Below are 23,398 nucleotides of genomic sequence, written 5' to 3'. Positions count from 1 at the left end.
CGAACAGTTCACCGTGGGTTCACGGGATGTTCATGTGACCCCGAGAAATCTTTCCACCGAGGATCGCCTCGGTCAAGCTGGAGAGCCCAGACGAACGCGTATCAACGTCGCTCGGTTAGCGTTGATCTATGACTTCGAACGATTCCGCTCACGCGCCATCCGCCCCAGTAGCATCCCGCGTCCCTCTGAGTCGGCTGCACCACAATGACGAAGTCACTGACAGCTACGAATGGCTGCGCTCCAAAGATGATCCAAAAGTTCGCGCTCACCTCGAAGCAGAGAACGAGTACACAACTGCACGGATGGCTCACCTCTCGCCAATGCAGGAGCGAATCTATCAAGAGATAAAGAGCCGCACACTTGAAACAGACCTCTCTCTGCCCGTGCGGCGGGGCGAGTGGTGGTATTACGGACGTACCGTCGAAGGAAAGCAATACGGCATCCAATGTCGTGCACCGCTTGCGCGCGTCGATGATTGGACGCCGCCCGCCCTCTCCCCCGACGTCGAGGTTCCTGGCGAAGAGGTTTTGCTCGATGGAAACGTCGAAGCTGACGGCGAAGAATTCTTCTCGCTCGGAAGCTTTGAGGTATCGAACGACGGCAATCTGCTTCTCTACGGCGTCGATACCGAAGGCGATGAGCGGTACACACTTCGCGTGCGTGACCTCCGCTCGGGCAAGAGCGTCGGCGAAGAGATTCCCGGCACTTCCGCGGGAGCGAGCTTCTCACCGGACGCCCGCTTCATCGTCTATTCGACGGTGGACGACGCGTGGCGCCCTGACACCGTTTGGCTTCACGAGATCGGCACCGATGTCGCCTCAGACAGCAAGCTTTTTCACGAGCCCGACGATCGCTACTGGGTCGGCGCCGGTTTCACCCGAAGCGACAAATACCTTGTGATTGGCATTGGATCCTCGATCACGTCAGAAGAGTGGTTGATTGACGCGGATGATCTGCGTTCTGAACCTCAAGTGGTGTGGCCGCGCCGCGAAGGTGTCGAGTACGACACCGATCACGCAGTTGTCGATGGCGAGGACGTCCTGTACATCCTCCATAACGACGATGCCCTCGATTTTGAGCTCGTCAAGGTGTCGGCAGCCGATCCGCTCGGTGAGCGACAGGCGGTGCTGGCCCACGAGCCCGGGCGGCGGCTGCTCGGCGTCTCGACCTTCCGCGATTGGGCAGTCGTCGGCTACCGCCGCGCGGGCCTTCCGCGGCTCGGGCTCTTGGATTACGCGACGAACGATGTGAAAGAGCTTTCTTTCGACGAGCCGCTGTACGCCGCCGGCTCGGGCTCAAACCCGGAATGGGCACCGCCACTCCTTCGGATCGGATTCACGTCTTTCATTACGCCGAGCACAGTCTTCGACTACGTGATTGATTCGGGCGAGCTGCTGCCACGCAAGCAGCAGATCGTGCTGGGAGACTTCGACTCGGCTGACTACGCGCAAGAGCGGGTGTGGGTGACGGCTGCCGACGGAGCAAAGGTTCCGATGTCGCTGGTGTGGAAGCGCTCGTTCGGGGACGCCGGAGAGAACCCGCGCCCCGTGCACCTTTACGGGTACGGATCTTATGAGCACTCGATAGACCCCGGCTTCTCTATCGCTCGACTCTCAATGCTCGACCGAGGAGTCATTTTCGCCGTCGCGCACGTTCGCGGCGGCGGTGAGATGGGACGTCAGTGGTACGAAGACGGCAAGCTGCTCGCCAAACGCAATACCTTTACAGACTTCGTCGAGTGCGCGCGATTCCTCGTGGACGCTGGATACACCACTCCCGCTCAATTGGTCGCTGAGGGCGGTTCAGCTGGCGGGCTATTGATGGGAGCCGTGGCCAACCTTGCGCCAGAGCTCTTCGCCGGAATCTTGGCGGATGTTCCATTTGTCGACGCGCTGACAACCATTCTCGATCCCTCGCTTCCGCTGACAGTGATCGAGTGGGATGAATGGGGAGACCCCCTCCACAACGCCGACGTCTACGAGTACATGAAGTCATACTCGCCCTACGAGAACGTGCGCGACGGAGTCACCTATCCGCGAATTCTCGCAGTCACGTCGCTCAACGACACTCGCGTGCTGTACGTCGAGCCTGCGAAGTGGGTCGCGAGACTGCGTGAGGTCGGCGCTGACGCACTTCTGAAGTGCGAGATGGTCGCTGGACACGGTGGCGTCAGTGGTCGTTACAACGCTTGGCGCGAACGCGCCGGCGAACTCGCCTGGCTTCTCGACGTCGTCGGTATCACCAACGACGATCAACCGAAAAGAGCAGCAGCCTCTTCGTAACGGTACTGCGGCACCGTGTTGAGCTCGCCGAGCGCCTCCGCGAACGGCACGCGCACGATATCGGTGCCGCGTAGCGCCACCATCTGGCCCCAAGAGCCCTCGACGAGTGCATCGGCGGCGTGGAGACCAAGTCGCGTCGCGAGCACGCGGTCAAAACCTGACGGCGAGCCGCCACGCTGAATGTGGCCGAGCACTGTTGCACGTGTCTCAACACCGGTAATTCGTTCGATCTCAGGAGCCAGCACTTCGCTGATACCACCCAAGCGTGGACGGTTGTAGGCGTCGAGGCCTTTGTCGCTGAAGGCTTCGTCCATGCCGGTGATGGTGAATCCCTCTGATACCACGACGAGCGGTGCGCGACCACGGTCATGAGCGCTTGTCACTTGTTCGCAAATTTCGTCGATCGACATCGGAACTTCGGGGATGCAGATGACGTGAGCGCCGGATGCGATTCCCGCGTGCAGCGCGATCCATCCGACGTGGCGTCCCATGACCTCCGCGACCATGCAGCGCTGATGCGAGTCACCGGTGGTGCGAAGGCGGTCCATCGCATCAGTCGCGATGTTCACTGCGGTATCGAACCCGAACGAATAGTCGGTTGCTCGCAGGTCGTTGTCGATCGTCTTCGGAACACCGATGACGTTGATCCCGTCATTCGCCAGGCGGTTTGCCGCAGCGAGAGTACCTTCGCCGCCGATCGCCAAGATGGCGTCGATCCGGTGTCCGTACATCGTTTTGGCGATGTTCTCAGCTCCGCCACGCGGACCCTCGTAGGGGTTCGTGCGACTGGTTCCGAGAATCGTTCCGCCGACCTTTGAGAGTCCTTTGACCTCATGGCGGGTGAGCGGGAAAAAATCGGCGTCGACGAGACCGCGCCATCCGTCGCGGATTCCTACAAACTCAAGGTCGTAGTTCGTCGTGCCTTTGAGCACGACGCCGCGGATAACCGCGTTCAGTCCGGGGCAGTCGCCCCCGCTGGTGAGGATGCCGATCTTCATGGCGTGAATCCTTGCTGTCGGGTGAAAAAGCATGGCGACGCTGCCACCACGACACTATCGCCGGATGCCAAGCGGTGCCACTGGGTAGGGCCGTGGCTAATACTTTTAGCCGCCGAGGGCGCGGCGCGTGAGGTGCATCAAAGCTGACAACTGCACGGAGTCGCTCGATGCCGAATCAACCGCTTCACCATCGAGAGCCCGGGCGGCGAGGCCCTGCTTCGAGTCAATTAGCTCGGCGATCTTGGTGTCGATTGTGTGTGCGGCGATTATGCGCCAGGCAGTCACCGGCTCATCCTGACCGATGCGGTGCACACGATCGATTGCTTGCGTCTGCTCGGCTGCGGTCCAGCTGAGCTCAGCCAGAACCACGTTCGACGCAACCTGCAGGTTCACCCCGACGCCCGCGGCAGTCAGCGAGCACACAGCGACGCCCACATCGGGGTCATTGTTGAATGCGTCGATCGCGTCTTGACGCACAGCTGTGGTCTGCTCACCGCGGATCGACACACTTCGCACGCCGGCCGCTGCGAAGTGAGCTTCAGCAGCGTTCATGACGTCAATATGCTTTGCAAAGAAAACGACCTTGCCTACCGAGCGCTGCAGTTGCGCGGCGTAATCGGCGGCAAGTACAGCCTTCGCCTGGCCAATACGGCGCACCATCGTGAAGACGTTCTCGGACCCTGTGCCCGACGCCTTTGACTCCTCAAGCTCATTGTGAGCGACCAAACGGACAATGTCGTCGTCAATCTCGCCGGGAGCGAGACCACGATCGCCACGAGCTTCGATGATGCGTCGGTAGCGAGCCGCAAGACGTTCACCAAGCTCACGTTCCGCCTGGCGAATCGAGCGGCCGAATTCATCGTCAAGCTGCACGGGAAGGTCCGCGACGAGTTTGTCCGGAAGGTCAGCTGCGACATCCTTCTTCTTACGCCGAACGATTCCCATCGAGATGACAGCTTCTCGCGCCTCCGGGTAGAAGGCCTTGTCGGCCGGAGTTAGTCCAGTCGCATCGAGCTTTTCCATGAGCTCGGCACCCGGCTTTTCGCCATTGGTCCAGCCGAGGAAACGCCAGATCGCGTCGAAGTCTTCCACATCGTTGATGAGCGGTGTACCGGTCAGTGCGAGCAAAAGCGGGTCGCGGACCTGCTGGCGAATCCGTCCTGCCAAAGCGAGTACGTTCTTCGAGCGCTGCGATGAAAGATTCTTTATGAAGTGCGCCTCGTCGACCACCAGGCTCTTGAGCCCGAGAGATGAGAGCCACGACAGGTGACGGTCAAGAATTTCGTAGTTGACGATGAAGACATCGGCAAACGCGTCAATCGTCTCACCGTCACCCTGAATCACCGTGGCTCGGCGATGCGGCGTCCAGCGCTCGACTTCGCGCGCCCAGTTCATCTTCACGACGTTCGGAACAACAGCGAGCAGCGGGTAAGCGTCGGCCACGGATGCTGCAAGCACAGACTCAGCGGTCTTACCGAGGCCCGGTTCGTCAGCGAGGAGAAAGGATCGATGACCTTCGCGAACCGCTTCGAGGAAGCGTGATTGATGCGGCATTACGTCAAGACCCTTGGGAGAAAGCCTGTCGTATTCCGGAACCTCGGGTAACGGCATTGTTGCTGCGATGCCGCCGGCACCCATTTCAAAAGCTTTGTAAAGCGGGCCCATGAGTTCCCACCCGTCAAGCCTGCGACGCGGAGCATCCTTGGGCGCACGTGGAGTGAGGTCGGGAGCCAGGAACGGGTTCGACATTTGCCGAAGCTCGACCTGCGCCGGCTTCACCTGGCGCTCGGCGAGGGCAGCAGGAACAACCTCAGTCGGAGCGGGAGCGGCATCCGAGATGATCAGTTCGTCCGGTGCTAATTCTGCGCCAGACTCAAGGAGCCAATCGCGGCGCATACGGCGGGCGACAGGAGAGGCCGCATGATCAACCTCGAGCAGTTGGATGAGCGAAGTGTCTCTCGCCGCCGTCTTGGCAAGGATTGTCGCGACACCATCGAGCCTCTTGAGGAGCTCAGCGCGGGCGGAGTCAGTGATATCGCCGTCGGCTTTGACGCGGGCGCGCTCTTCACGCACTAAGAATGCGATGACCTGGAACTTCACGCGGTTCGTCGGTCCGAGTTTGCCGCGCTGTGCTTTCGCCTCGACCTCACGCACCTTGCGAGCAAGGATTGGGATCAGCGGGGCTTCCTCGTCACGACGATTCATCGACGAAGAACGCCGACGCCGCGGCGAAGAGTTCTGGGTGGCGGTTGCCGTGGACGGCATGCTCCTCCTGAGCGTCAATACCGGAGCGACTTCAGGTTTCGGTCGCACCGAATGTCCGGGGTCCTGCGGGCGGCGAAGATGCTGAGGCCGGCAGGGGTGGAAGATCGCGATGTAGACACAAGCTCACGAGACGACTAGTCGTCGTCGCAATGTTCCCCAAAAACAGTCTAGGGCATTCGTGGTCAGGGCCACAGCTTCGCCGCTATGTCTTCCGAGTAACCGTTCGGAAGCGCACCCACCCACGACGTGGCAATCCAGGCGTTGGCTCGGAGATAGTGGCTCTCGCCGCGTGCGACGGTGTTCCCGTCGAGGTCAACGACCTCTGATTGCGCGGCACACAACGTTCCGTTCATGACATCGGCGCACGTCAAGCCGGCTGTGGTGAGTGCGTCAATGACAGTCGCAGTCTGTTCAGCCGAAACGACGGAGGCGTTGGTGGCAAGGCCGAGAGTACCGGGACCACCCCATGTGCATCGCAGCGTGGGAATCCCGGAATCGAGAATCTCTAGCGCCGGCACAATTTGCGTCGAGTACAGGTCCACGTCGCTGTCGTTCAATGGCGGTAGATCTGCCTGAAGCGTTGCGAGCATGGCATCCGAGTACAGCGAATCGCATGATTCCGGGAGCGTAATGTCGTCGGTCGCGGTAGACGCGGTCGGTGAGGGAGTCATCGTCGGAGCAGCCGACCCCTCCGTTGACGACGCGGACGCCGACGCAGACGGTTCGGGTGCACATGCGGTGACCGCGAACGGCACAGCAGCCACAACGGCGAGCACGGCTGTGGCGCGAACAAGCGAATGAATCTGGAACGACATCGAAACCTCCGAGTGGGAACAGTCGGAGCCTAATCGGCATCGCGTCAGTGTGACGAAGGCAACGCCGCGGGCCTACGCTTGTTGCATGCATTCGCTCCCCTCTGAAGCGGCCGTGGCCGCGATGATCGATCACGCTATCCTCAAGCCCGACCTCACACGCAGCGACGTTGACGCCGAACTCGACATCGCCGCCGAGTGGCGCGTCTTCAGCGTGTGTGTACGTCCCTCTGACATTTCCCATGCTGTCGCGTACCTCGCGGGCAAAGGTGTCGCCGTCGGGACTGTCATCGGCTTTCCCCACGGCACAACGTCAACTGCCGCCAAAGTGGCAGAGGTGCATCAAGCACTCGCTGACGGGGCAATCGAAGTCGACATGGTCGTCAATATTGGCGCGCTTCGTTCCGGCTTCGACGATGCCGTCGTTGCGGACATCCGCGCCGTGAAAGACGCCGCCGGCGATCACATCACCAAAGTGATCCTCGAAACAAGTCTTTTGGACGACGAGCAGATCGCTCGCGGCAGCCGCCTCGTCGAAGCTGCGGGCGCTGATTTCGTGAAAACCTCGACCGGCTTCGCTGGTGGCGGTGCGACCGTGCCAGACGTGGCGCTCATGCGTGCGAATGTTTCTCCCAGCCTGGCTGTGAAGGCATCAGGCGGAGTGCGTGGCCTCAACACAGCACTCGAGATGATCGACGCTGGCGCGACGCGTTTGGGCACAAGCGCAAGCGCGACGATCCTCAGCGAACTTCGTGGGCTCCACTCTGGTGAAGTCACAAGTGGCGCCACCGACGAGTCGTCTTACTGACTTTTTAGCTCAGGGCTGAGCGCACCTGGGCCACGTCTTTCGTCATCTGTGCGATCAACGGATCGATTCCTTCGAAGGCGATCATTCCGCGCACCCGCTCCACGAACTGCACTTCGACGAGGTGCCCGTAGAGGTCGAGCTCCGTTTCGTCGAGCACGTAGGCTTCTACCTGACGTTTGCGCACATCATCGAATGTGGGATTCGTGCCGATGCTGATAGCGGCCGGGTAGCGAGTGCCACTTCGGAGGCCATCTGCCGAGCCTTCGTCTACGAGCCAGCCCGCATAGACACCGTCTGCTGGAACAAAGCCCTCAAGCTCGGGTGAGAGGTTCGCGGTGGGAAAGCCGAGGTCACGGCCGCGCTTCAGGCCGTGCACGACTTCACCCCATACGGATGCAGGGCGCCCAAGCAGCTTCGCTGCACCCGTCACGTCGCCCTCCGCAAGAAGTTCACGAATCCAGGTGGACGACACTCGACGATCGACGTCGATGGCGCGCACGTCTTCTACGACGTCAACGCGAAAGCCGAACTCTTCGCCAAGGTGCGCGAGCACCTCAGGGGTTCCGGCTCCGCCACGCCCGAACCTGAAATCCTGGCCGACAAGCACGGTTCGCGTGCGAAGCGGTTCGACAAGCACGCGCTCAACGAACTCACGGGGTTCCCACTCAGCGAGCTCGGCGTCGAACGTTAAAAGGAGCGTCGCGTCGATTCCAGTTTCGGCCAACTGATGAATCTTTTGCGTCACGCCAGACACGTCGCGCGGACAAAGATCAGGGCGCAGCAGACTCAGCGGGTTGCGGTCGAATGTAACGGCGACCACCTTTCGACCGGACGCGGCCGCATCCACTCGCGCGCGCTCAATGACCGCGCGGTGACCTGCATGCACGCCGTCGAACTTGCCGATGGCCACAACCGACGAACCAAAATCGGCGGGAACGTCCGCCGGGTCACGAAATACAATCATCCGCGCACCGCAGCGGCGGGCTCAGCATCCGTCATCACTGAGGGTGCCGGGCGATGCGTCGCCAACCACCACAGGCCGAAGAACGGCAGGACTAGCGGAATGAAAAGATATCCGACGCCAAAAACCGACCACACCGTCGGGTGGTTGAACAGCGCAGGAAGAAAAATGCTGAGGGTTCCGACGACGATCACACCGACGAGCTCGAACACGATTGCCGTCCAGGCCACGCGGTACCAGCCGCGGGATCCAGCAAAAACGAGCGCGAGGGTCGCCACGATGTACACCACCGCAGCAAGCGCCGAGAGCGTGTAGGCGAGAGGGGCATCCGAGTAAGCACGCACGATCTGAACAAACGATCGACCGGTCGCGGCAAGCGCCATGATCGCGTAGACGACCACGAGAACGCGGCCAATGCCTGTCATGCGGCGGGGACGGGTGGAGTCTGTCATGTCTTCACTATTCTAGGTGCGCTAGCGTGACAATCACGCGAGTTGTACGGTCCAGATGGCATGCATTCGCCAGATCATGATCGCAACAGCCACGGCGGCAATCCCCATGATCACTGTGCTCCACCGACTGCGCTCGAGGAGTGCCCAGGCCACACCGGCAGGTGGAAGAATCACGGCTGACACGAGGTATACCCAGTACTCGAGCAAGCTCCCGGTTGGCGGGTTTCCGGCCGCGGGCGCGACGAGCGCAACGACGACTTGTGCGATCAGCAGTACCTCAACGAGTGCGAGAGAGCCGACAGTAAGATCGCTCGGTCGCCGCCCCGCGAGACCCAGGATCACGCAGAGCAAAGCGGCGGCTGTGGCAACGGCAACCTGTGTGAGCGTGAACCACAGGATCATGCGTTGCTCCCGGTCGGCATATTCATCGCGCTCTTCATATCTTTTCCGCGTGCTTCGACAATTCCGATGAGCGCCCCATCTGGGTCAACGGCAGCAGCCTGCGTCGATGTCAGACGATCGGCAGCGCCCACGATGCGCTTGCCGTCACGGAGGTCTCGAGCTTCGTCGGCATCAACGTCTACTCGGCCGAGCACTTTTGCCGCCGCTGTCGGAGCATCAATGAGGGTCACATCGACAAGGTCGTCGGCTCCGGGTGCACCGTCGACCACGAAAGGTCCGATGCGCGTGCGACGAAGAGTCGTGAGGTGTCCGCCCACGCCTAAACGTTCGCCGAGATCCCGAGCGAGAGCGCGCACATACGTGCCGCTGGAGCAATCCACAACGACACCGACTTCAACAACTGTCTCGCCCGTGCGCATGGAGGTGACATCGAAGCGCGAGACAGTCACCGGCCGCGGGGACAGCGTGATCTCTTCGCCGGCACGCACCCGGTCATACGCGCGTCGGCCGTTAACCTTTATGGCCGAGACTTTGCTCGGCACTTGAGAAATGTCACCGGTCAGCTCGGAAATTCCTGCCGTGATCTCTTCAAGGCCAAGAGCTGAGGCATCCGTCGTCTGAATTACTTCGCCGTCAGCGTCGTCACTGTCGGTACTCACCCCGAGGCGGATCGTCGCTTCATAGGTCTTATCGAGACCCACAATAAAAGTCAGTAATCGTGTGGCGGGGCCGACACCGAGCACGAGGAGCCCGGTTGCCATCGGATCAAGCGTGCCGGCGTGGCCGACCTTGCGCATGTTCAAAGCCTTGCGCGTGCGAGAAACGACGTCGTGGCTTGTGATTCCGGTGGGTTTGTCGACCAGGAGGATGCCGGAGGCAGAGGTCGTCACCATCCCTCCAGCCTACGACTCCCCGAGCGCGATCGGTATCGGAGGGCGGAGATGTGCCCGACGGAGGACTATCTGCAGCTTCCCGCCCTCCCCCCGGCGTATCTCCTCCCCCGAGCGCCGCGTAGGCTGATGCGGTGCCAGATCTCGCGACGCCGCTCATAGCGTGGTATCGCGAGTCAGCTCGCGATCTCCCTTGGCGCGACCCCAACTTCGGAGCGTGGGGAATTCTCGTCAGCGAATTCATGCTGCAGCAAACCCCCGTAGCGCGAGTGATTCCGCGCCTTGAGGCGTGGCTGGAGCGGTGGCCCTCACCGGCAGCGCTGGCCGAGGCGTCACCCGGTGCAGCCGTCGAACAGTGGGCCAATCTCGGCTATCCGCGACGTGCACTGTGGCTGCACAAAGCGGCCGTGCAAATCACCGAGCAGCACGGTGGGGTGGTGCCGCGCGACGTCGATGCGCTGCTTGCGCTGAGCGGAATCGGCGATTACACCGCGCGCGCAGTTGCCGTGTTCGCCTATGGCGACCGGCACCCGGTCGTCGACACGAACACGCGCCGGGTGCTGGCACGCGCACTCGACGCGCAGTCACAGCCCGATCCGCCGTCGACGCGTGATTTGACCGCGATGGCGGCGATATTGCCGGAGAGCGAAGAACGTGCCGCCATTGTGAATGCTGCTGCGATGGAGCTCGGTGCCGTCGTGTGCACCGCTCGCAGCGCGAACTGCGAAGCATGCCCCATCGCGCATATTTGCGCATGGCGAGATGCGGGCTACCCCGACACCGGCGACCGTCGCCGTCGCCAAGCCACGTACGCGGGTAGTGACCGGCAAGCTCGAGGGGCCGTTCTCCAACACCTCAGATCGGCACCAGACCACGAATCAGCACTGGAGGCGGTTGCGGCTACCTGGCCCGATTCACTGCAACGAGACCGAGCTATCGACTCGCTCATCGCAGACGGACTTGCCGAAGCATCCGAAGGGATGCTCCGGCTTCCCCGCTAAGTTTTACTCTTCTTCGCGAGGCTTGACGTAGGGGTCAGCATCGCCTGCATATTTCGCGCTAGACGCAAGGCCCGCGACGCTCTCATCGCGCTCACGTGCTTCGCGAAGAAGCTCCGCGATGTGGTCAGCGTTCTCGGGAATCGCATCCGGGATGAACTCGAGGCTCGGCGTGAGACGCACTCCAAGCTGACGACCAACGTCACTTCGGAGCAGGCCGGTTGCAGCCTTGAGGGCCGCGGCAGAGTCATTTCTTGCCTGCTCGTCGCCAAGCACAGTGAAGAACACTGATGCGTGCTGCAGGTCGCCGGTCACTCGAACATCTGTGATCGTGACGAACCCGAGTCGCGGGTCACGGAGGCCCTTTTCAAGTCGCTCCGCAATGAGAACACGGATACGGTCGGCCATCCTGGCCTGACGTTCACTGCCCATCTTCGTTCCTTCTTTCTTTCCCCGCAGAGAGATACCTCGATGCCGGGCGTTTCCCACTTTTACATGGAAAACGCCCGGCATCTAGGGGTGTTCTTAGCCTCGAGGCTTTTCGACGAGTTCGGTAGTTTCGATCTCGTCGCCGATCTGAATGTCGTTGAACTTACCGAGGCCAATACCGGCTTCGTAGTCAGTGCGCACTTCGGTGACATCGTCCTTGAAGCGACGCAACGACTCGATGGCCAGGCCATCGGCGACAACGACGCCATCGCGGATGACGCGTGCCTTCGCGTTTCGAGTGATCGTTCCACTGCGAACCAAAACACCGGCGATGTTTCCGACCTTGGAGGAACGGAACACCTCGCGGATCTCGGCCACGCCCGAACGAACTTCTTCGTATTCCGGTTTGAGGAGACCCTTGAGTGACTGCTCGACATCATCGATGGCGTTGTAGATGACCGAGTAGAAGCGCGTGTCAACGCCCTCGCGAGAGGCACGCTCGCGAGCCTTCGCGTCGGGACGCACGTTGAATCCGATGATGATCGCGTTATCGATCGTCGCCAGGTTCACGTCGGACTCGGTGATCGCACCCACACCACGGTGGATGATGCGCAGCTGCACGCTGTCGTCGACCTCGATCTTGAGGAGTGACTCTTCGAGCGCTTCAACAGCACCGGAAACGTCACCCTTGATGATGAGGTTGAGCGACTCGACCTTGCCCTCTTGCAGCGCACGGGTGAAGTCCTCGAGCGAGATACGCTTGCGCGCTTTGGCGAGCTGAGCGTTGCGCTCGGCCGCTTCACGCTTCTCGGCGATCTGGCGAGCGAGTCGGTCCTCTTCGGTAACGATGAACGTGTCACCGGCGCGAGGTACCGAGTTGAGACCCTGCACCTGCACGGGACGAGAAGGCCATGCCTCCTGGACAGCGTCGCCGTTCTCATCGACCATGGCACGCACGCGACCATAGGCCGTACCCGCAACGATCGCGTCGCCAACACGGAGAGTTCCGGACTGGATGAGCACTGTTGCTATCGAACCGCGGCCCTTGTCGAGCTTGGCTTCAATTGCAACGCCTCGCGCCGCCTTGTTCGGGTTGGCCGTGAGGTCAAGACCGGCATCGGCAACAAGGAGGACTGCGTCAAGCAGCTCCTGGATTCCGATGTTCTGGCGTGCTGATACGTCGACGAACATGACATCGCCGCCGTACTCCTCCGAGACGAGACCGTACTCAGTGAGCTGCTGACGCACCTTGGCCGGGTTGGCATCGGGCTTGTCAACCTTGTTCACCGCGACGACAACCGGAACACCAGCAGCCTGGGCGTGGTTAAGCGCCTCAACTGTCTGAGGCATGATGCCGTCGTCGGCTGCGACAACGAGGATCGCGAGGTCGGTGACCTGCGCGCCTCGGGCACGCATAGCGGTGAACGCCTCGTGACCGGGTGTGTCAATGAAGGTAATCGCGCGCTCGTGACCGTCGTGTTCAGTCCAGACCTGGTACGCACCAATGTGCTGGGTGATGCCGCCGGCTTCGCCGCCAACCACGTTGGTCTGGCGGATCGCGTCAAGAAGTCGCGTCTTACCGTGGTCAACGTGACCCATAACCGTGACGACCGGAGGACGAATCTCGAGATCGCTCTCGTCTTCTGCGTCAAGCTCAGCTTCGAGGTCGAGACCGAAGCCTTCAAGAAGCTCCTTGTCTTCGTCCTCGGGCGAAACCATCTGAATCTTGTAGCCGAGCTCTTCTCCGAGAACCTCGAAGGTCGCCTCGTCGAGTGACTCAGTTGCCGTAGCCATCTCACCCAGGTTGAAGAGAATCGTTACGAGCGTTCCCGGCTGAACCGTGTAGCCGGTGATCGACTCGATCTTGTCAGCGAAGTCAGAAATGGATGCTCCGCGACGCATCCGAATCGTCTGGCCATTGCCCTTCTGGACGTTGACGCCACCGACGATCGGTGCGGACCGCATTTCAAACTCTTGGCGCTTTGCCCGACGGGACTTGCGCTGCTTTGACTTGCCGCCACCCTTACCGAAGGCACCAGCTGTGCCGCCGCCGGGGCCACGGCCACGACCGCCACCACCGCCGGGACGACCGCCGAAACCACCGGGAGCCGGAGCGCCGCCGGGACGACCGCCGAAGCCGCCGCCAGCACCGCCGCCGCCACCGGGACGACCGGCACCGCCGGGACGCTGCTGGAACGGTGCACCACCGCGGGCGCCGCCACCGCCGCCTGGGCGACCTGCGCCGCCGGGGCGAGGAGCACCGGGACGAGGAGCACCGGGACGCGGAGCCTGCGGACGCGGGATGTTACCGGGCGACGGGCGCTGGCCCATGCCCTGCGTCGATGCAAAGGGATTGTTGCCGGGGCGAGGCCCCGACGGGCGCTGACCCATACCCTGGGCCGACGCGAACGGGTTGTTGCCCGGGCGCGAAGAACCACCCGGGCGGGGCGGCTGCGGAGTAGCTCCGCTGTTGCCGGGCTTAGGTGCCTGCGATGCGTCGTCTGCAGCGGGAGCTTCCGCGGCAGACGGAGCAGGAGCAGGAGCAGGAGCAGCGCTCTCGGGCGCGATTGCCTTCGGTGCTGGTGCCGGTGCGGGCGCTGCTGCCGCGGGAGCTTCTGGAGCAGGCGTTGCTTTCGCCGGCTCAGCGGGGCCGGGCTTCGGGCCGGGCGTCGCCGCCGCGGGGCGAGCGGGACCTGGGCGCACGGACGTGCGACCGGGGGTTGCACCGCCTGATGCTTTGGAAGCGCTGGGGGCCTTCGCCGGGGCTGTCTCAGCGGGCTTCGATGCGCCCTCTGCTTCAAGAGCCGCCCGGAGCTTACGAGCTACCGGGGGCTCAATGGTTGAGGAAGGGCTCTTGACGAATTCGCCAAGTTCCTTCAGCTTCGCAAGCGCGACTTTGCTGTCAACGCCGAGCTCCGAAGCGATTTCGTGCACGCGTGGTTTTGCCACAATTCTCCTGTCTGAGGCCTACCCCAGACAGGGCAGACCGCTAAATGCGGACGGGTCTCATTTCGAGCCGTTCACTTTTTGTCCATAGCCGTTCAGCCGTTTCTCGATGGTCTGCGTGTCAAGCGGGCCTGACACACGCAATGCCCGTACAAACGCGCGGCGCCGAAGAGCGGCATCCACGCACTCGTGTGTCTCGTGTACCCACGCACCACGACCCGGCATTGTCGCGCGTTCGTCAGGAATGACATTCGCTTCGACAGCCACCACTCGCAAGAGGGCGGACCGGGGCGCACGCGTGCGACAACCGACGCACATTCGTACTGGGTTCATCGTACACCTCGCAACTGGGCGAGCGCCGCGTTGCCTATCCCTCTTCGAGGATGCTGTCGGGCTGAATGTCGATCTTTGCGCCAGTGAGCTTGGCGGCAAGACGCGCATTCTGGCCTTCTTTTCCGATTGCCAACGACAACTGGTAATCGGGAACGAGGGCACGCACAGCCTTGGTTGTGGCGTCGAGAATGAAGCTCGACGTCACCTTTGCTGGCGAGAGCGCGTTCGCGACGAAAGGGGCAAGCTCCGCGTCGAAGTCGACGATGTCGATCTTTTCGCCACCCAACTCTTCGGTTACAGCTCGCACACGACGGCCCATTTCGCCGATGCACGCACCCTTCGCGTTGACAGAAGGATCGCTCGCACGCACCGCCATTTTTGTGCGGTGGCCAGCCTCTCGCGCGAGCGCGACGATCTCGACGAGTCCGGATGCGATCTCGGGAACCTCGAGCGCAAAGAGCTTGCGAACGAGTCCGGGGTGCGTGCGAGAAACCGTGATCGAGGGGCCTTTTGTGCCCTTTGATACCGACGTGACATAGACGCGCAAACGCGTACCGTGCGGGTACAGCTCGCCGGGAACCTGCTCTTCGGGCGGCAAAATTGCCTCAACCGTGCCGAGGTCGACGTGGATCATGCGCGGGTTCGGGCCCTGCTGAATAATGCCTGCGACGATGTCGCCTTCTTTACCGCGGAATTCACCCAGCACTGCGTCATCAGCGATGTCTCGCAGGCGTTGACCAATGACCTGTTTCGCGGCGAACGCAGCGATGCGGCCGAAGTCATCGGGTGTGCTTTCTTCTTCGCCGATAACGGCCCCCTCCTCGTCGAGAAGGGGAATCATCACCGCCACGTGTCCGGTCTTCCGGTCGAGTTCTGCGCGTGCACCTGAAGGCAGCTCACCAGTGGGCGACGTGTGCTTCGCGTACGCAGTCAGAATCGCCTGTTCGATGATTCGAGCGAGTTCGTCGAAGGGAATTTCCTTCTCCCGCTCGACCGTGCGCAGCAGTCCGAGATCGATATCCACGGGGGCCTCCATATTTAGCTCTCGTCGGCAACGCCGACATCCCCACAACGATACCGGATGCCAGCTGGATGCCAACCGGCACTGCCACGTCACAAAATTACGTCGCACGGGCACGCCGCAAACTCATGCTGGTGAAACGTGGCGTTTGCTCTCCATACTGGTGCGATGGATGCCGCGAATGATTTTCTGTTGACATGGGGCGATTACCTCTGGACCTGGCTCGTGCTCCCCGTGCTCGTCGTGCTCGGGTTGTACTTCACCGCTCGATCAGGAGTCGTGCAGTTTCGCCTGATTCCCGAGATGTTCCGCACTCTCACCGATAAAACGCCGCAAACAACAGATGGCAAACCGCAATCTGTTTCAGCCTTCCAAGCCTTCACAATTTCGGCGGCGTCTCGCGTAGGAGTAGGCAATATCGCCGGAGTGGGCACAGCGATTGCCGTGGGCGGACCGGGAGCGATCTTCTGGATGTGGCTCATGGCGTTCGTCGGCGGAGCATCAAGCTTTATCGAATCTTCGCTTGCACAGCTTTTCAAGATCCGCGACAAAGACGGTTTTCGCGGTGGCCCCGCGTATTACATGCAACGCGGACTGAAGGCCCGCTGGATGGGGATCGTTTTCGCAGTCGTGCTGATCGTCTGCTTTCCCTTTGCCTTCAGCTCGCTGCAGGCAAACACGATCGCCGCGACCGTGACCAGTACGCTGAACACCGACCTCTTGTGGCTCCCCTGGGCAATCGGCATCGTCGTCGCCCTCCTTACCGCACTCGTCGTGTTCGGCGGAGTCCGCCGAATTGCATCCGTCACTCAAACTCTCGTGCCGCTCATGGCGCTCGGATACTTGCTGCTCGGGCTCATCGTCGTCGGGATGAACATCACCCGCCTTCCCGAAGTGTTCGCGGCTATTTTCACGCAGGCATTCGGCTACAACGAAGTTCTTGGCGCTGCGTTCGGTTACATCGTGCTCACCGGAGTTAAGCGCGGGATGTTCTCTAATGAAGCAGGGCTCGGATCAGCTCCGAACGCTGGCGCGAGTGCTGCTGTCACGCACCCTGTCAAGCAGGGCCTCGTGCAGACGCTCGGCGTCTACTTCGATACTTTTCTCGTCTGCACCATTACCGCGTTCATCATCCTCATATCCCAGCCGGATCTCGCCTCAGCCGAACGCGGAATCGGTCTGACGCAGAGCGCTCTCACCGGGTTGCTCGGCGACTGGGCGGGGATAGCGCTGAGCGTGATCATCTTCCTTCTCGCGTTCTCATCGATCCTCGGAAACTACTACTACGGCGAGTCGAACATCGAGTTCATCACCGGATCACGCCCGGTTCTGCTGGCGTACCGCATCCTGGTTGTCGTCGCCGTGCTCGCGGGCTCCGTGGCATCCGCTGATCTTGTCTGGAACTTCGCCGACGGTGTGATGGGACTCATGGCGCTCATCAACCTCATCGCTATCGGGCTTCTCTCGGGAATCGCCTTCCGCCTGTTGAAGGACTACACAGCGCAACGGCGCGCGGGCCGCGACCCGGTGTTCACGCGAGATCTCCTTCCCGGCGTTGCCGGGATCGAGTGCTGGGAAGACGAGCTGACCGTGACAGGGCCGATCGATGTCAATGTGCAAAAGCACCAGGCCGAAAAGCATCGCGATCACCTGCACGACAGCTAAAGAGGCGGCGCCGCTGATTTCTTAGGGCAAGCAGCCGACGAGCGAATAGGGAGTCGCCAGTTCAATCTGTGCGGGGGTCGACGTCATTGCGGCATCCGCCCATCGCATGAAGGGCTGCAGTGCGTCTGAGCCCGGTTGCAGGATGTCTTGGTGCCCCCGATCGGACACTTCGCGGGTGCGGACGAGCTCACCCTCTTCACACAGTGCGTCAGTAAAAGTGCGCTGCGCTGCGGGAGGGATGACATCGTCTTGAGAACCCCACGCGAAGAACATCGGTGATTCCCATGGTCCCGTCGGTACGTTCTCGGCGAGACGTCGGCCGAACGCACCCACCGTGAGGTCTCGGGTGCGCACCGGAGAATCTTCGGAAAGCCCAAGCGCTGTCAACGCTGAGACCATGAGCCCCGGCTCGCTCAGGCACCGTTGCGACATCTCACGGACGATTGACCGTGCACCCGTAGCTACGTAGCGCGATAGCGAGATCTCCGGATATGTCTCGGCATACGGCACCAGAACCCACGACATCATGATCGTCAACAGCGCACCAGCATTTTCTGACGTCAGGCGTTCGGCGAGGTCGAGCGGGTCAGCCGCCGGCGCAAAAGCCGCCGTGCCGACGACAGTGATTCCCGGTGTGTATTCGGCAGCAATCTGAGTTGTCCATAGCGCGGCGTGCCCGCCCTGGGAGTGCCCCGCAGAAATTGTTGACGGCGACAGCGTCAAGTCGCTGAGCTCTCCCGCGGCGAGCACAGCGTCAAGAGCCGACCGTGCCTCCCCCAGCCCGATCAGATATGGAAAATTTCCAGCGGCACCCTGGCCAGAGTAGTCAGGGGCAACCACCACCCACCCGCGCGCCAACATCTCTTCAAGCGCCGGGATGGCCCACTTCGTGGCGGTACCGTCACTCAAGCTGGGCGCGCAGCCCTGAGCGATGCCAGTTGTGCCGTGGTTCCAGATCACAACAGGATGCGGACCCGTGCCGAGTTCCGTCGGCTGTATGACCATCGCGCTCGCGACAGCGGCGTCGCCGGACGCGTCCTCGGTCGTGTAGAGAATCCTTCGCACGCCCCCGGCTTCCGGCGCCCGCCCGGAATAGTCCCCCTCGCGAATGAGACGTCCGTGGCCGTCTGGCACATCACTTGGCGGGTCATAAAAGCTGTCGACAACGGGAGCACCGTCGGCGAGCCAGTCATTGAGCTGCCACCCGGTGACCATCGTCACCACGAGCAGCATCGCGAGCGCGTAGCGGCCTAGAGCCATCCACACCGTGACACGTTTGGACCGCGCTGGGGGCGAGGCATCCGCTGTGCGCGCTTGACGGCGCTTTTCGATGAGGCCGCGTATTCCGGTCACGATCAGCTCAATACCGAAAATTATGGTGCGCACACCGAAAAGCACCGCTACCGCAAGCAAAGTGACGTCGGGCCAGCTCAGCGAGAGCACACCGAATACAATCTGCGCCACGCCCCAGACGAGTGCGAGGATTCGTGCACTCAACGCGCGCGGAGAAAGCGCGTCACCCACCGAGGCGAGCCCAGCGACCACAAGGAGCACTGCGAGCGCCACTGGAAGTAGCTCGATGCTCCGCCCCAGCCAAACCAAAATCAGGATGCCGCCCGCGATCCATGCCGTGGCGAGCGCTCGTCGCCACCAGACACTGCCCGGGTGTCGCGATACCAGCTCGACCAAGCCTGATGCGATTGCGCTCAGGCTCACATAGATACCGAGGAGCACGAGAGAAGCGAGCGGCTTGAAGACGACCAGCCCGCCAAGCAGTGACACCCCAATTCCGACAAGCACAACGACGCGCGCGGGCGCAGCTTGCAGCAGTCCCGGCAGTGCGCTCCAGCGCAGCCGTCGCGCACGTGGAGCGGTTGAGGTCACTCAGAAAGGATAATTGCGTCAGCAGCCTGCCCGGCGCACCGGCGCGAGGGTGCAGGCGTTCCGTCGGAGAATTCCACTCCGTCGGAGCCTTTGGTCAGGTTGGCTCCGACCCAACGCGATTCTCCGACGCTACGAGCGCAACCGAGGCGCTACTGAAGCTGCTCAAGCACAGCAGTTGCAACAGCGCTGAGACCCGCAGAGTCTCCGTCGAGGCCATACACCTGCATGACGTTCGGGCCGTCAATCACATAGAGACTCGTGTAAGTCCCGGAGTACGCAAGCCCTGGGCCGATGTATGCACTATCGGCACCAGCGACATCGATGGGCTCGATTCCCTCAATCGCGATCAGCTTTTGCATCGCATCGGTGTCAGCAGCCCCCGGCCAAATCTCGATTTCGACAACTTTCGATTCGGTGTCGTACGGAGACCCGTCACTCACCGTCCACGGGCACCACTGCGTGCGGCCGGCACCCTCGAGCAGATCCCACGTTGGCCCCGAGGGAATGTTGTCTGAGTGATATACAGGTTCAGACGCTGTGCGGCCAAGGATAGCTGCCATGTCCAGGCGCGAATCAAGTTCGTCGCAGGACGGCAATGACCACCAGTCTTTTTCGGTCTTGAGTGCCACAGGCTGCGGGTAATTGTGGGATGCCGCTTCAACGTATCCAAGGGCCGTGTTCGCGCGTTGCAGATCGGCCGCCGAATCGCTGCTGATCAGTGTTGCGACAAGGATCCACGTTTCAGAGTCTCCGCCGACCGCGCCGCAGTAGTAGTAGCCGGCCGACCCGCAATCGCTCATGACGTAACGGTCGAGCGGAAAATCAACGACACTGTCGGCCGGAGCAACAATCGCCTCGAGTGTCGATAGCTCACCGTTCCATCTGCACGACAGCAGGCCCAGGGTCTCCTCGGGAGGCAAATCTGCTCCCCAAGGCTCATCGAGTTCGGCCTCGCCGACTAGTTCATTCAACTGTTCGGCAGTGAATACCGAGTTGCAATCGCCGTCGAATGGCAACTGCATCGACGCTGGGGTCGCCGTCGGAGTTGGTGTCGGCTCCGCGGTCAGGGTCTCCGTAGCAGTGGGTGCACTCGTCTGAGTCTCAGCGGGCGCCGCGCCGGCGCATCCTGCGAGCAAAAGGGTCGCGGCGATAGCAGCGGCTGAAAGCGCAGATATTCGTCGCCGTGATGCAGTCATACCAAAACCCTATGAGGCTACGAGCGCAACCGAGCTACCGCTTCGGCGACCGTTACGACATCGCGATCTCCCGAGCGGCGATCCCACAGCTCGACGTTGCCCTCAGGGGCGCCACGTCCGACAATCACGATCTTCGGCACCCCGACGAGCTCTGCGTCAGCGAACTTCACGCCGGGTGAAACCTTCGGCCGGTCATCGAACAACACGTCGAGACCGGATGCCTTCAACTCACTCGACAGCTTCTCGGCAAGTTCGAATGCCGCCACATCGCGGCCGGTAGCTACGACCTGCACATCGAACGGTGCGACGGCTGCCGGCCAGATAAGTCCCTTGTCGTCGTGATTGAGTTCGGCGATGTTGGCGAGGATCCGAGTCACGCCGATGCCGTACGAGCCCATCGTGACGGTCGTCAACTTGCCGCTCTCATCGAGCACCTTCAGGCCCAGCGATTCGGCGTATTTGCGTCCGAGTTGGAAGACGTGGCCGATCTCCATGCCGCGGGCGAGAGTCACGGTTCCCGAACCGTCGGGTGCCGCATCTCCTTCGCGCACGCTCGCCACTTCGACGAAACCGTCGCCGAAGAAATCGCGGCCCGCCACGAGCGAATGCACGTGTTTCTGGTCGACGTTCGCACCGGTGATCCAGCTCGTGCCGTCGACAACGCGAGGGTCGAGGAAGTAGCGAATGCCGGTGGCAGACTCTTCACCAAGCACAGCGCCAGTCGGCGACCACGGGCCGATGTAGCCCTTCACGAGCGACGGATAGGCAAGGAAGTCTTCTTCGGTCGCGGGTTCTACCTCGGCGGGTGCAAATACGACCTCAACACGCTTATCGTCGACCTCGCGGTCGCCGGGGATACCTACGACCACGAGCTCACGCGTGCCATCTAGGTGCGCAAGGGCGAGCACGACATTCTTCAGCGTGTGCGCGGCTGTCCACTCCCCGGCCGCCGGAGCCTCGAGCACAGCGTTGACGTGGTCGACCAAAGTCGCAATCGTCGGCGTATTCGGAGAATCGAAGATCTGCGCCTCCGGCTGACCCTCGATCGGAATCGGGTCGGGCGCGACCGTAGTGAACGCTTCGACGTTGGCCGCGTAGCCACCTTCGGATCGCACGAAAGTGTCTTCACCCACGACGGTCGGATGCAGAAACTCTTCGCTTCGGGATCCGCCCATGGCTCCGGCATCCGCTTTGACGATGACGTATTCGAGACCGAGACGCTGGAAGATCCGCTCGTACGCGTCACGCTGCGCCTGGTATGAGGCATCAAGACCCGCATCGGTGTAGTCGAACGAGTACGCGTCTTTCATCGTGAACTCGCGGCCGCGCAGGAGGCCAGCGCGAGGACGCGCCTCGTCACGGTATTTGTCTTGGATCTGGTAAATCGTCAGCGGCAGATCTTTGTACGAGGAGTAGAGATCTTTCACAAGAAGAGTGAATACCTCTTCGTGTGTCGGCGCCAGAAGGTAGTCAGCACCCTTGCGGTCCTGCAGGCGAAAAAGCGCGTCGCCGTACTCTTCCCAACGCCCCGTGACTTCATAGGGCTCGCGCGGCAACAGCGCCGGAAAATGCACTTCATACGCGCCAGCATTCGCCATCTCTTCGCGAATGATGGTCTCGATTTTATTCTTCACCCGCAGGCCAATTGGCAGCCAAGCAAAGACGCCGGGAGCTTGCCGCCGGATGTAGCCGGCTCGCACCAGCACCTTGTGGCTGGCGACCTCGGCTTCGGCCGGATCGTCGCGGAGCGTGCGGAGGAAGAAGTGCGAAAGACGTGTGACCACGAGACCCAATTCTACGTGCGACGTGGTGAACTTCCACGCCGTGCGGTGCCAATAGCCACCGCGAGGCGGCGAAAATTACGCGGTGATGACCTGAGCGGTGCCGGTTTTGGCGTCCGGGCCCATCGACGCGGCGATGCGGTTCGCCTCTTCGATGAGGGTCTGCACGATCTCTGACTCGGGCACTGTCTTGACGACCTCACCCTTGACGAAGATCTGACCCTTGCCGTTACCCGAAGCAACACCGAGGTCGGCGTCGCGAGCCTCACCTGGTCCGTTGACAACGCAGCCCATCACAGCAACGCGCAGCGGAACCGTCATGTCTTTGAGCCCCTCAGTGACATTGTCAGCGAGGGAGTACACATCAACCTGAGCGCGACCGCACGACGGGCACGACACAATCTCGAGCTTGCGCTCACGCAGGTTGAGTGACTGCAGAATCTGGTGCCCGACCTTTACCTCTTCGGCAGGCGGCGCAGACAGCGAAACACGAATCGTGTCACCAATGCCCTCAGAAAGCAGGATGCCGAAAGCCGTCGCCGACTTGATTGTTCCCTGAAAAGCGGGCCCGGCCTCGGTAACGCCGAGGTGCAGCGGCCAGTCGCCCCGCTCGGCGAGCAGGCGGTAGGCCTTGACCATGATCACCGGGTCGTTGTGCTTGACCGAAATCTTGAAGTCGTGAAAATCGTGCTCTTCGAACAGCGATGCTTCCCATTGGGCGCTCTCGGCGAGCGCCTCCGGGGTGGCTTTGCCGTACTTTTCCAGCAGGCGGCGGTCGAGCGACCCAGCGTTCACTCCGATACGAAGCGACACGCCCGCGGCCTTCGCAGCAGCCGCAATCGACCCTACCTGGTCGTCGAACTTGCGAATGTTGCCTGGGTTGACGCGCACCGCCCCGCAACCAGCGTCAATCGCCTGGTACACGTACTTCGGCTGGAAGTGAATATCGGCGATGACCGGAATCTGGCTCTTCTTCGCGATGATGTGCAGAACGTCAGCATCTTCTTGTGTCGGAACCGCGACGCGCACGATCTCACAACCGGATGCCGTCAACTCAGCGATCTGCTGCAGAGTCGCGTTGATGTTGGTCGTCTGCGTCGTCGTCATCGACTGAACGCTTACGGGAGCATTCCCGCCGACGAGTACTTTGCCGACCTTGATCTGGCGACTCTTGCGACGCGGGGCGAGTGTTTCGGGGACTTTGGGCGTCCCGAGATTGACTGCTGGCACGTCATCAGCCTACGCCGATCAGTACGCTCAGGGCCGTGATCTGAG

The 23,398-nt window shown here is 61.7% G+C and carries 19 protein-coding genes; 4 read left to right on the top strand and 15 right to left on the bottom strand.

Annotated features, from left to right (window positions below; genetic code table 11):
- Window positions 1-128: 128 nt before the first annotated feature.
- Window positions 129-2,282, top strand: coding sequence for a S9 family peptidase (locus FHS06_RS07345; protein WP_167047421.1), 2,154 nt, complete (start codon window positions 129-131; stop codon window positions 2,280-2,282).
- Here the strand turns inward: FHS06_RS07345 and FHS06_RS07340 are convergent.
- The 3 genes from FHS06_RS07340 to FHS06_RS07330 all read right to left on the bottom strand — a co-directional run bounded on the left by FHS06_RS07340 (window position 2,252) and on the right by FHS06_RS07330 (window position 6,360).
- Window positions 2,252-3,280, bottom strand: coding sequence for a 6-phosphofructokinase (locus FHS06_RS07340; protein WP_167047418.1), 1,029 nt, complete (start codon window positions 3,278-3,280; stop codon window positions 2,252-2,254). The two genes, FHS06_RS07345 and FHS06_RS07340, sit on opposite strands and share 31 nt — an antisense overlap.
- A 105-nt stretch (window positions 3,281-3,385) precedes the next feature.
- Window positions 3,386-5,545: a DEAD/DEAH box helicase gene (locus FHS06_RS07335; RefSeq protein WP_167047415.1), complete on the bottom strand. Its 2,160-nt coding sequence runs from the start codon at window positions 5,543-5,545 to the stop codon at window positions 3,386-3,388.
- Between the two features lie 182 nt (window positions 5,546-5,727).
- Complete coding sequence (locus FHS06_RS07330; protein ID WP_167047411.1) at window positions 5,728-6,360, bottom strand: hypothetical protein; 633 nt, start codon at window positions 6,358-6,360, stop codon at window positions 5,728-5,730.
- 85 nt (window positions 6,361-6,445) lie between these two features.
- Here FHS06_RS07330 and deoC point away from each other — a divergent pair, with 85 nt between their 5' ends.
- Entirely contained in the window at window positions 6,446-7,165 is a 720-nt protein-coding gene (deoC, locus tag FHS06_RS07325) for a deoxyribose-phosphate aldolase (RefSeq protein ID WP_167047408.1), read from the top strand.
- A gap of 4 nt (window positions 7,166-7,169) precedes the next feature.
- On the opposite strand, the gene FHS06_RS07320 is transcribed toward deoC, so the two are convergent.
- The 4 genes from FHS06_RS07320 to truB are packed head-to-tail and all read right to left on the bottom strand — an operon-like array spanning window position 7,170 to window position 9,873.
- On the bottom strand, window positions 7,170-8,129 hold the full coding sequence (locus FHS06_RS07320) for a bifunctional riboflavin kinase/FAD synthetase (RefSeq protein ID WP_167047405.1): 960 nt from the start codon (window positions 8,127-8,129) through the stop codon (window positions 7,170-7,172).
- Entirely contained in the window at window positions 8,126-8,578 is a 453-nt protein-coding gene (locus FHS06_RS07315; RefSeq protein ID WP_167047402.1) for a hypothetical protein, read from the bottom strand. The genes FHS06_RS07320 and FHS06_RS07315 overlap by 4 nt, the downstream gene beginning before the upstream one ends.
- A 33-nt stretch (window positions 8,579-8,611) precedes the next feature.
- Window positions 8,612-8,980: a hypothetical protein gene (locus tag FHS06_RS07310; protein WP_167047399.1), complete on the bottom strand. Its 369-nt coding sequence runs from the start codon at window positions 8,978-8,980 to the stop codon at window positions 8,612-8,614.
- Entirely contained in the window at window positions 8,977-9,873 is an 897-nt protein-coding gene (gene truB / locus FHS06_RS07305; protein WP_167047396.1) for a tRNA pseudouridine(55) synthase TruB, read from the bottom strand. The genes FHS06_RS07310 and truB overlap by 4 nt, the downstream gene beginning before the upstream one ends.
- A 131-nt stretch (window positions 9,874-10,004) precedes the next feature.
- Between truB and FHS06_RS07300 the strand changes: the two genes are divergently transcribed.
- Window positions 10,005-10,871 (top strand): A/G-specific adenine glycosylase, encoded by an 867-nt coding sequence (locus FHS06_RS07300; protein ID WP_167047393.1) that lies wholly within the window; start codon window positions 10,005-10,007, stop codon window positions 10,869-10,871.
- Between the two features lie 3 nt (window positions 10,872-10,874).
- On the opposite strand, the gene rbfA is transcribed toward FHS06_RS07300, so the two are convergent.
- The 4 genes from rbfA to nusA all read right to left on the bottom strand — a co-directional run bounded on the left by rbfA (window position 10,875) and on the right by nusA (window position 15,600).
- Entirely contained in the window at window positions 10,875-11,300 is a 426-nt protein-coding gene (gene rbfA / locus FHS06_RS07295; RefSeq protein ID WP_167047390.1) for a 30S ribosome-binding factor RbfA, read from the bottom strand.
- A gap of 93 nt (window positions 11,301-11,393) precedes the next feature.
- Entirely contained in the window at window positions 11,394-14,246 is a 2,853-nt protein-coding gene (infB, locus tag FHS06_RS07290) for a translation initiation factor IF-2 (protein WP_182486500.1), read from the bottom strand.
- A 57-nt stretch (window positions 14,247-14,303) separates the two neighbouring features.
- On the bottom strand, window positions 14,304-14,561 hold the full coding sequence (locus FHS06_RS07285; protein WP_243845411.1) for a YlxR family protein: 258 nt from the start codon (window positions 14,559-14,561) through the stop codon (window positions 14,304-14,306).
- Between the two features lie 49 nt (window positions 14,562-14,610).
- Window positions 14,611-15,600 carry a transcription termination factor NusA gene (nusA, locus tag FHS06_RS07280; RefSeq protein ID WP_167047383.1) on the bottom strand — a complete coding sequence of 330 codons (990 nt, stop codon included), beginning with the start codon at window positions 15,598-15,600 and terminating at the stop codon, window positions 14,611-14,613.
- 165 nt (window positions 15,601-15,765) lie between these two features.
- Between nusA and FHS06_RS07275 the strand changes: the two genes are divergently transcribed.
- Window positions 15,766-17,262, top strand: a complete 1,497-nt coding sequence (locus FHS06_RS07275) for an alanine/glycine:cation symporter family protein (protein ID WP_167047379.1) — start codon at window positions 15,766-15,768, stop codon at window positions 17,260-17,262.
- A gap of 21 nt (window positions 17,263-17,283) precedes the next feature.
- On the opposite strand, the gene FHS06_RS07270 is transcribed toward FHS06_RS07275, so the two are convergent.
- The 4 genes from FHS06_RS07270 to ispG all read right to left on the bottom strand — a co-directional run bounded on the left by FHS06_RS07270 (window position 17,284) and on the right by ispG (window position 23,353).
- Complete coding sequence (locus tag FHS06_RS07270; protein ID WP_310734837.1) at window positions 17,284-19,146, bottom strand: lipase family protein; 1,863 nt, start codon at window positions 19,144-19,146, stop codon at window positions 17,284-17,286.
- 149 nt (window positions 19,147-19,295) lie between these two features.
- A complete protein-coding gene (locus FHS06_RS07265; RefSeq protein WP_167047376.1) occupies window positions 19,296-20,342 on the bottom strand; it encodes a hypothetical protein in 1,047 nt (348 codons plus the stop codon).
- 17 nt (window positions 20,343-20,359) lie between these two features.
- Window positions 20,360-22,126 carry a proline--tRNA ligase gene (locus tag FHS06_RS07260; RefSeq protein WP_167047373.1) on the bottom strand — a complete coding sequence of 589 codons (1,767 nt, stop codon included), beginning with the start codon at window positions 22,124-22,126 and terminating at the stop codon, window positions 20,360-20,362.
- Window positions 22,127-22,201: 75 nt separating this feature from the next.
- Entirely contained in the window at window positions 22,202-23,353 is a 1,152-nt protein-coding gene (gene ispG / locus FHS06_RS07255; RefSeq protein WP_167047370.1) for a flavodoxin-dependent (E)-4-hydroxy-3-methylbut-2-enyl-diphosphate synthase, read from the bottom strand.
- Window positions 23,354-23,398: the final 45 nt, after the last annotated feature.

It is taken from the genome of Microbacterium halimionae (assembly GCF_011761265.1).
In the GTDB taxonomy this organism is placed as follows: domain Bacteria; phylum Actinomycetota; class Actinomycetes; order Actinomycetales; family Microbacteriaceae; genus Microbacterium; species Microbacterium halimionae.
The sequence above is the reverse complement of the archived record's forward strand: the minus strand, read 5'-3'. Positions and strand labels throughout refer to the sequence as shown.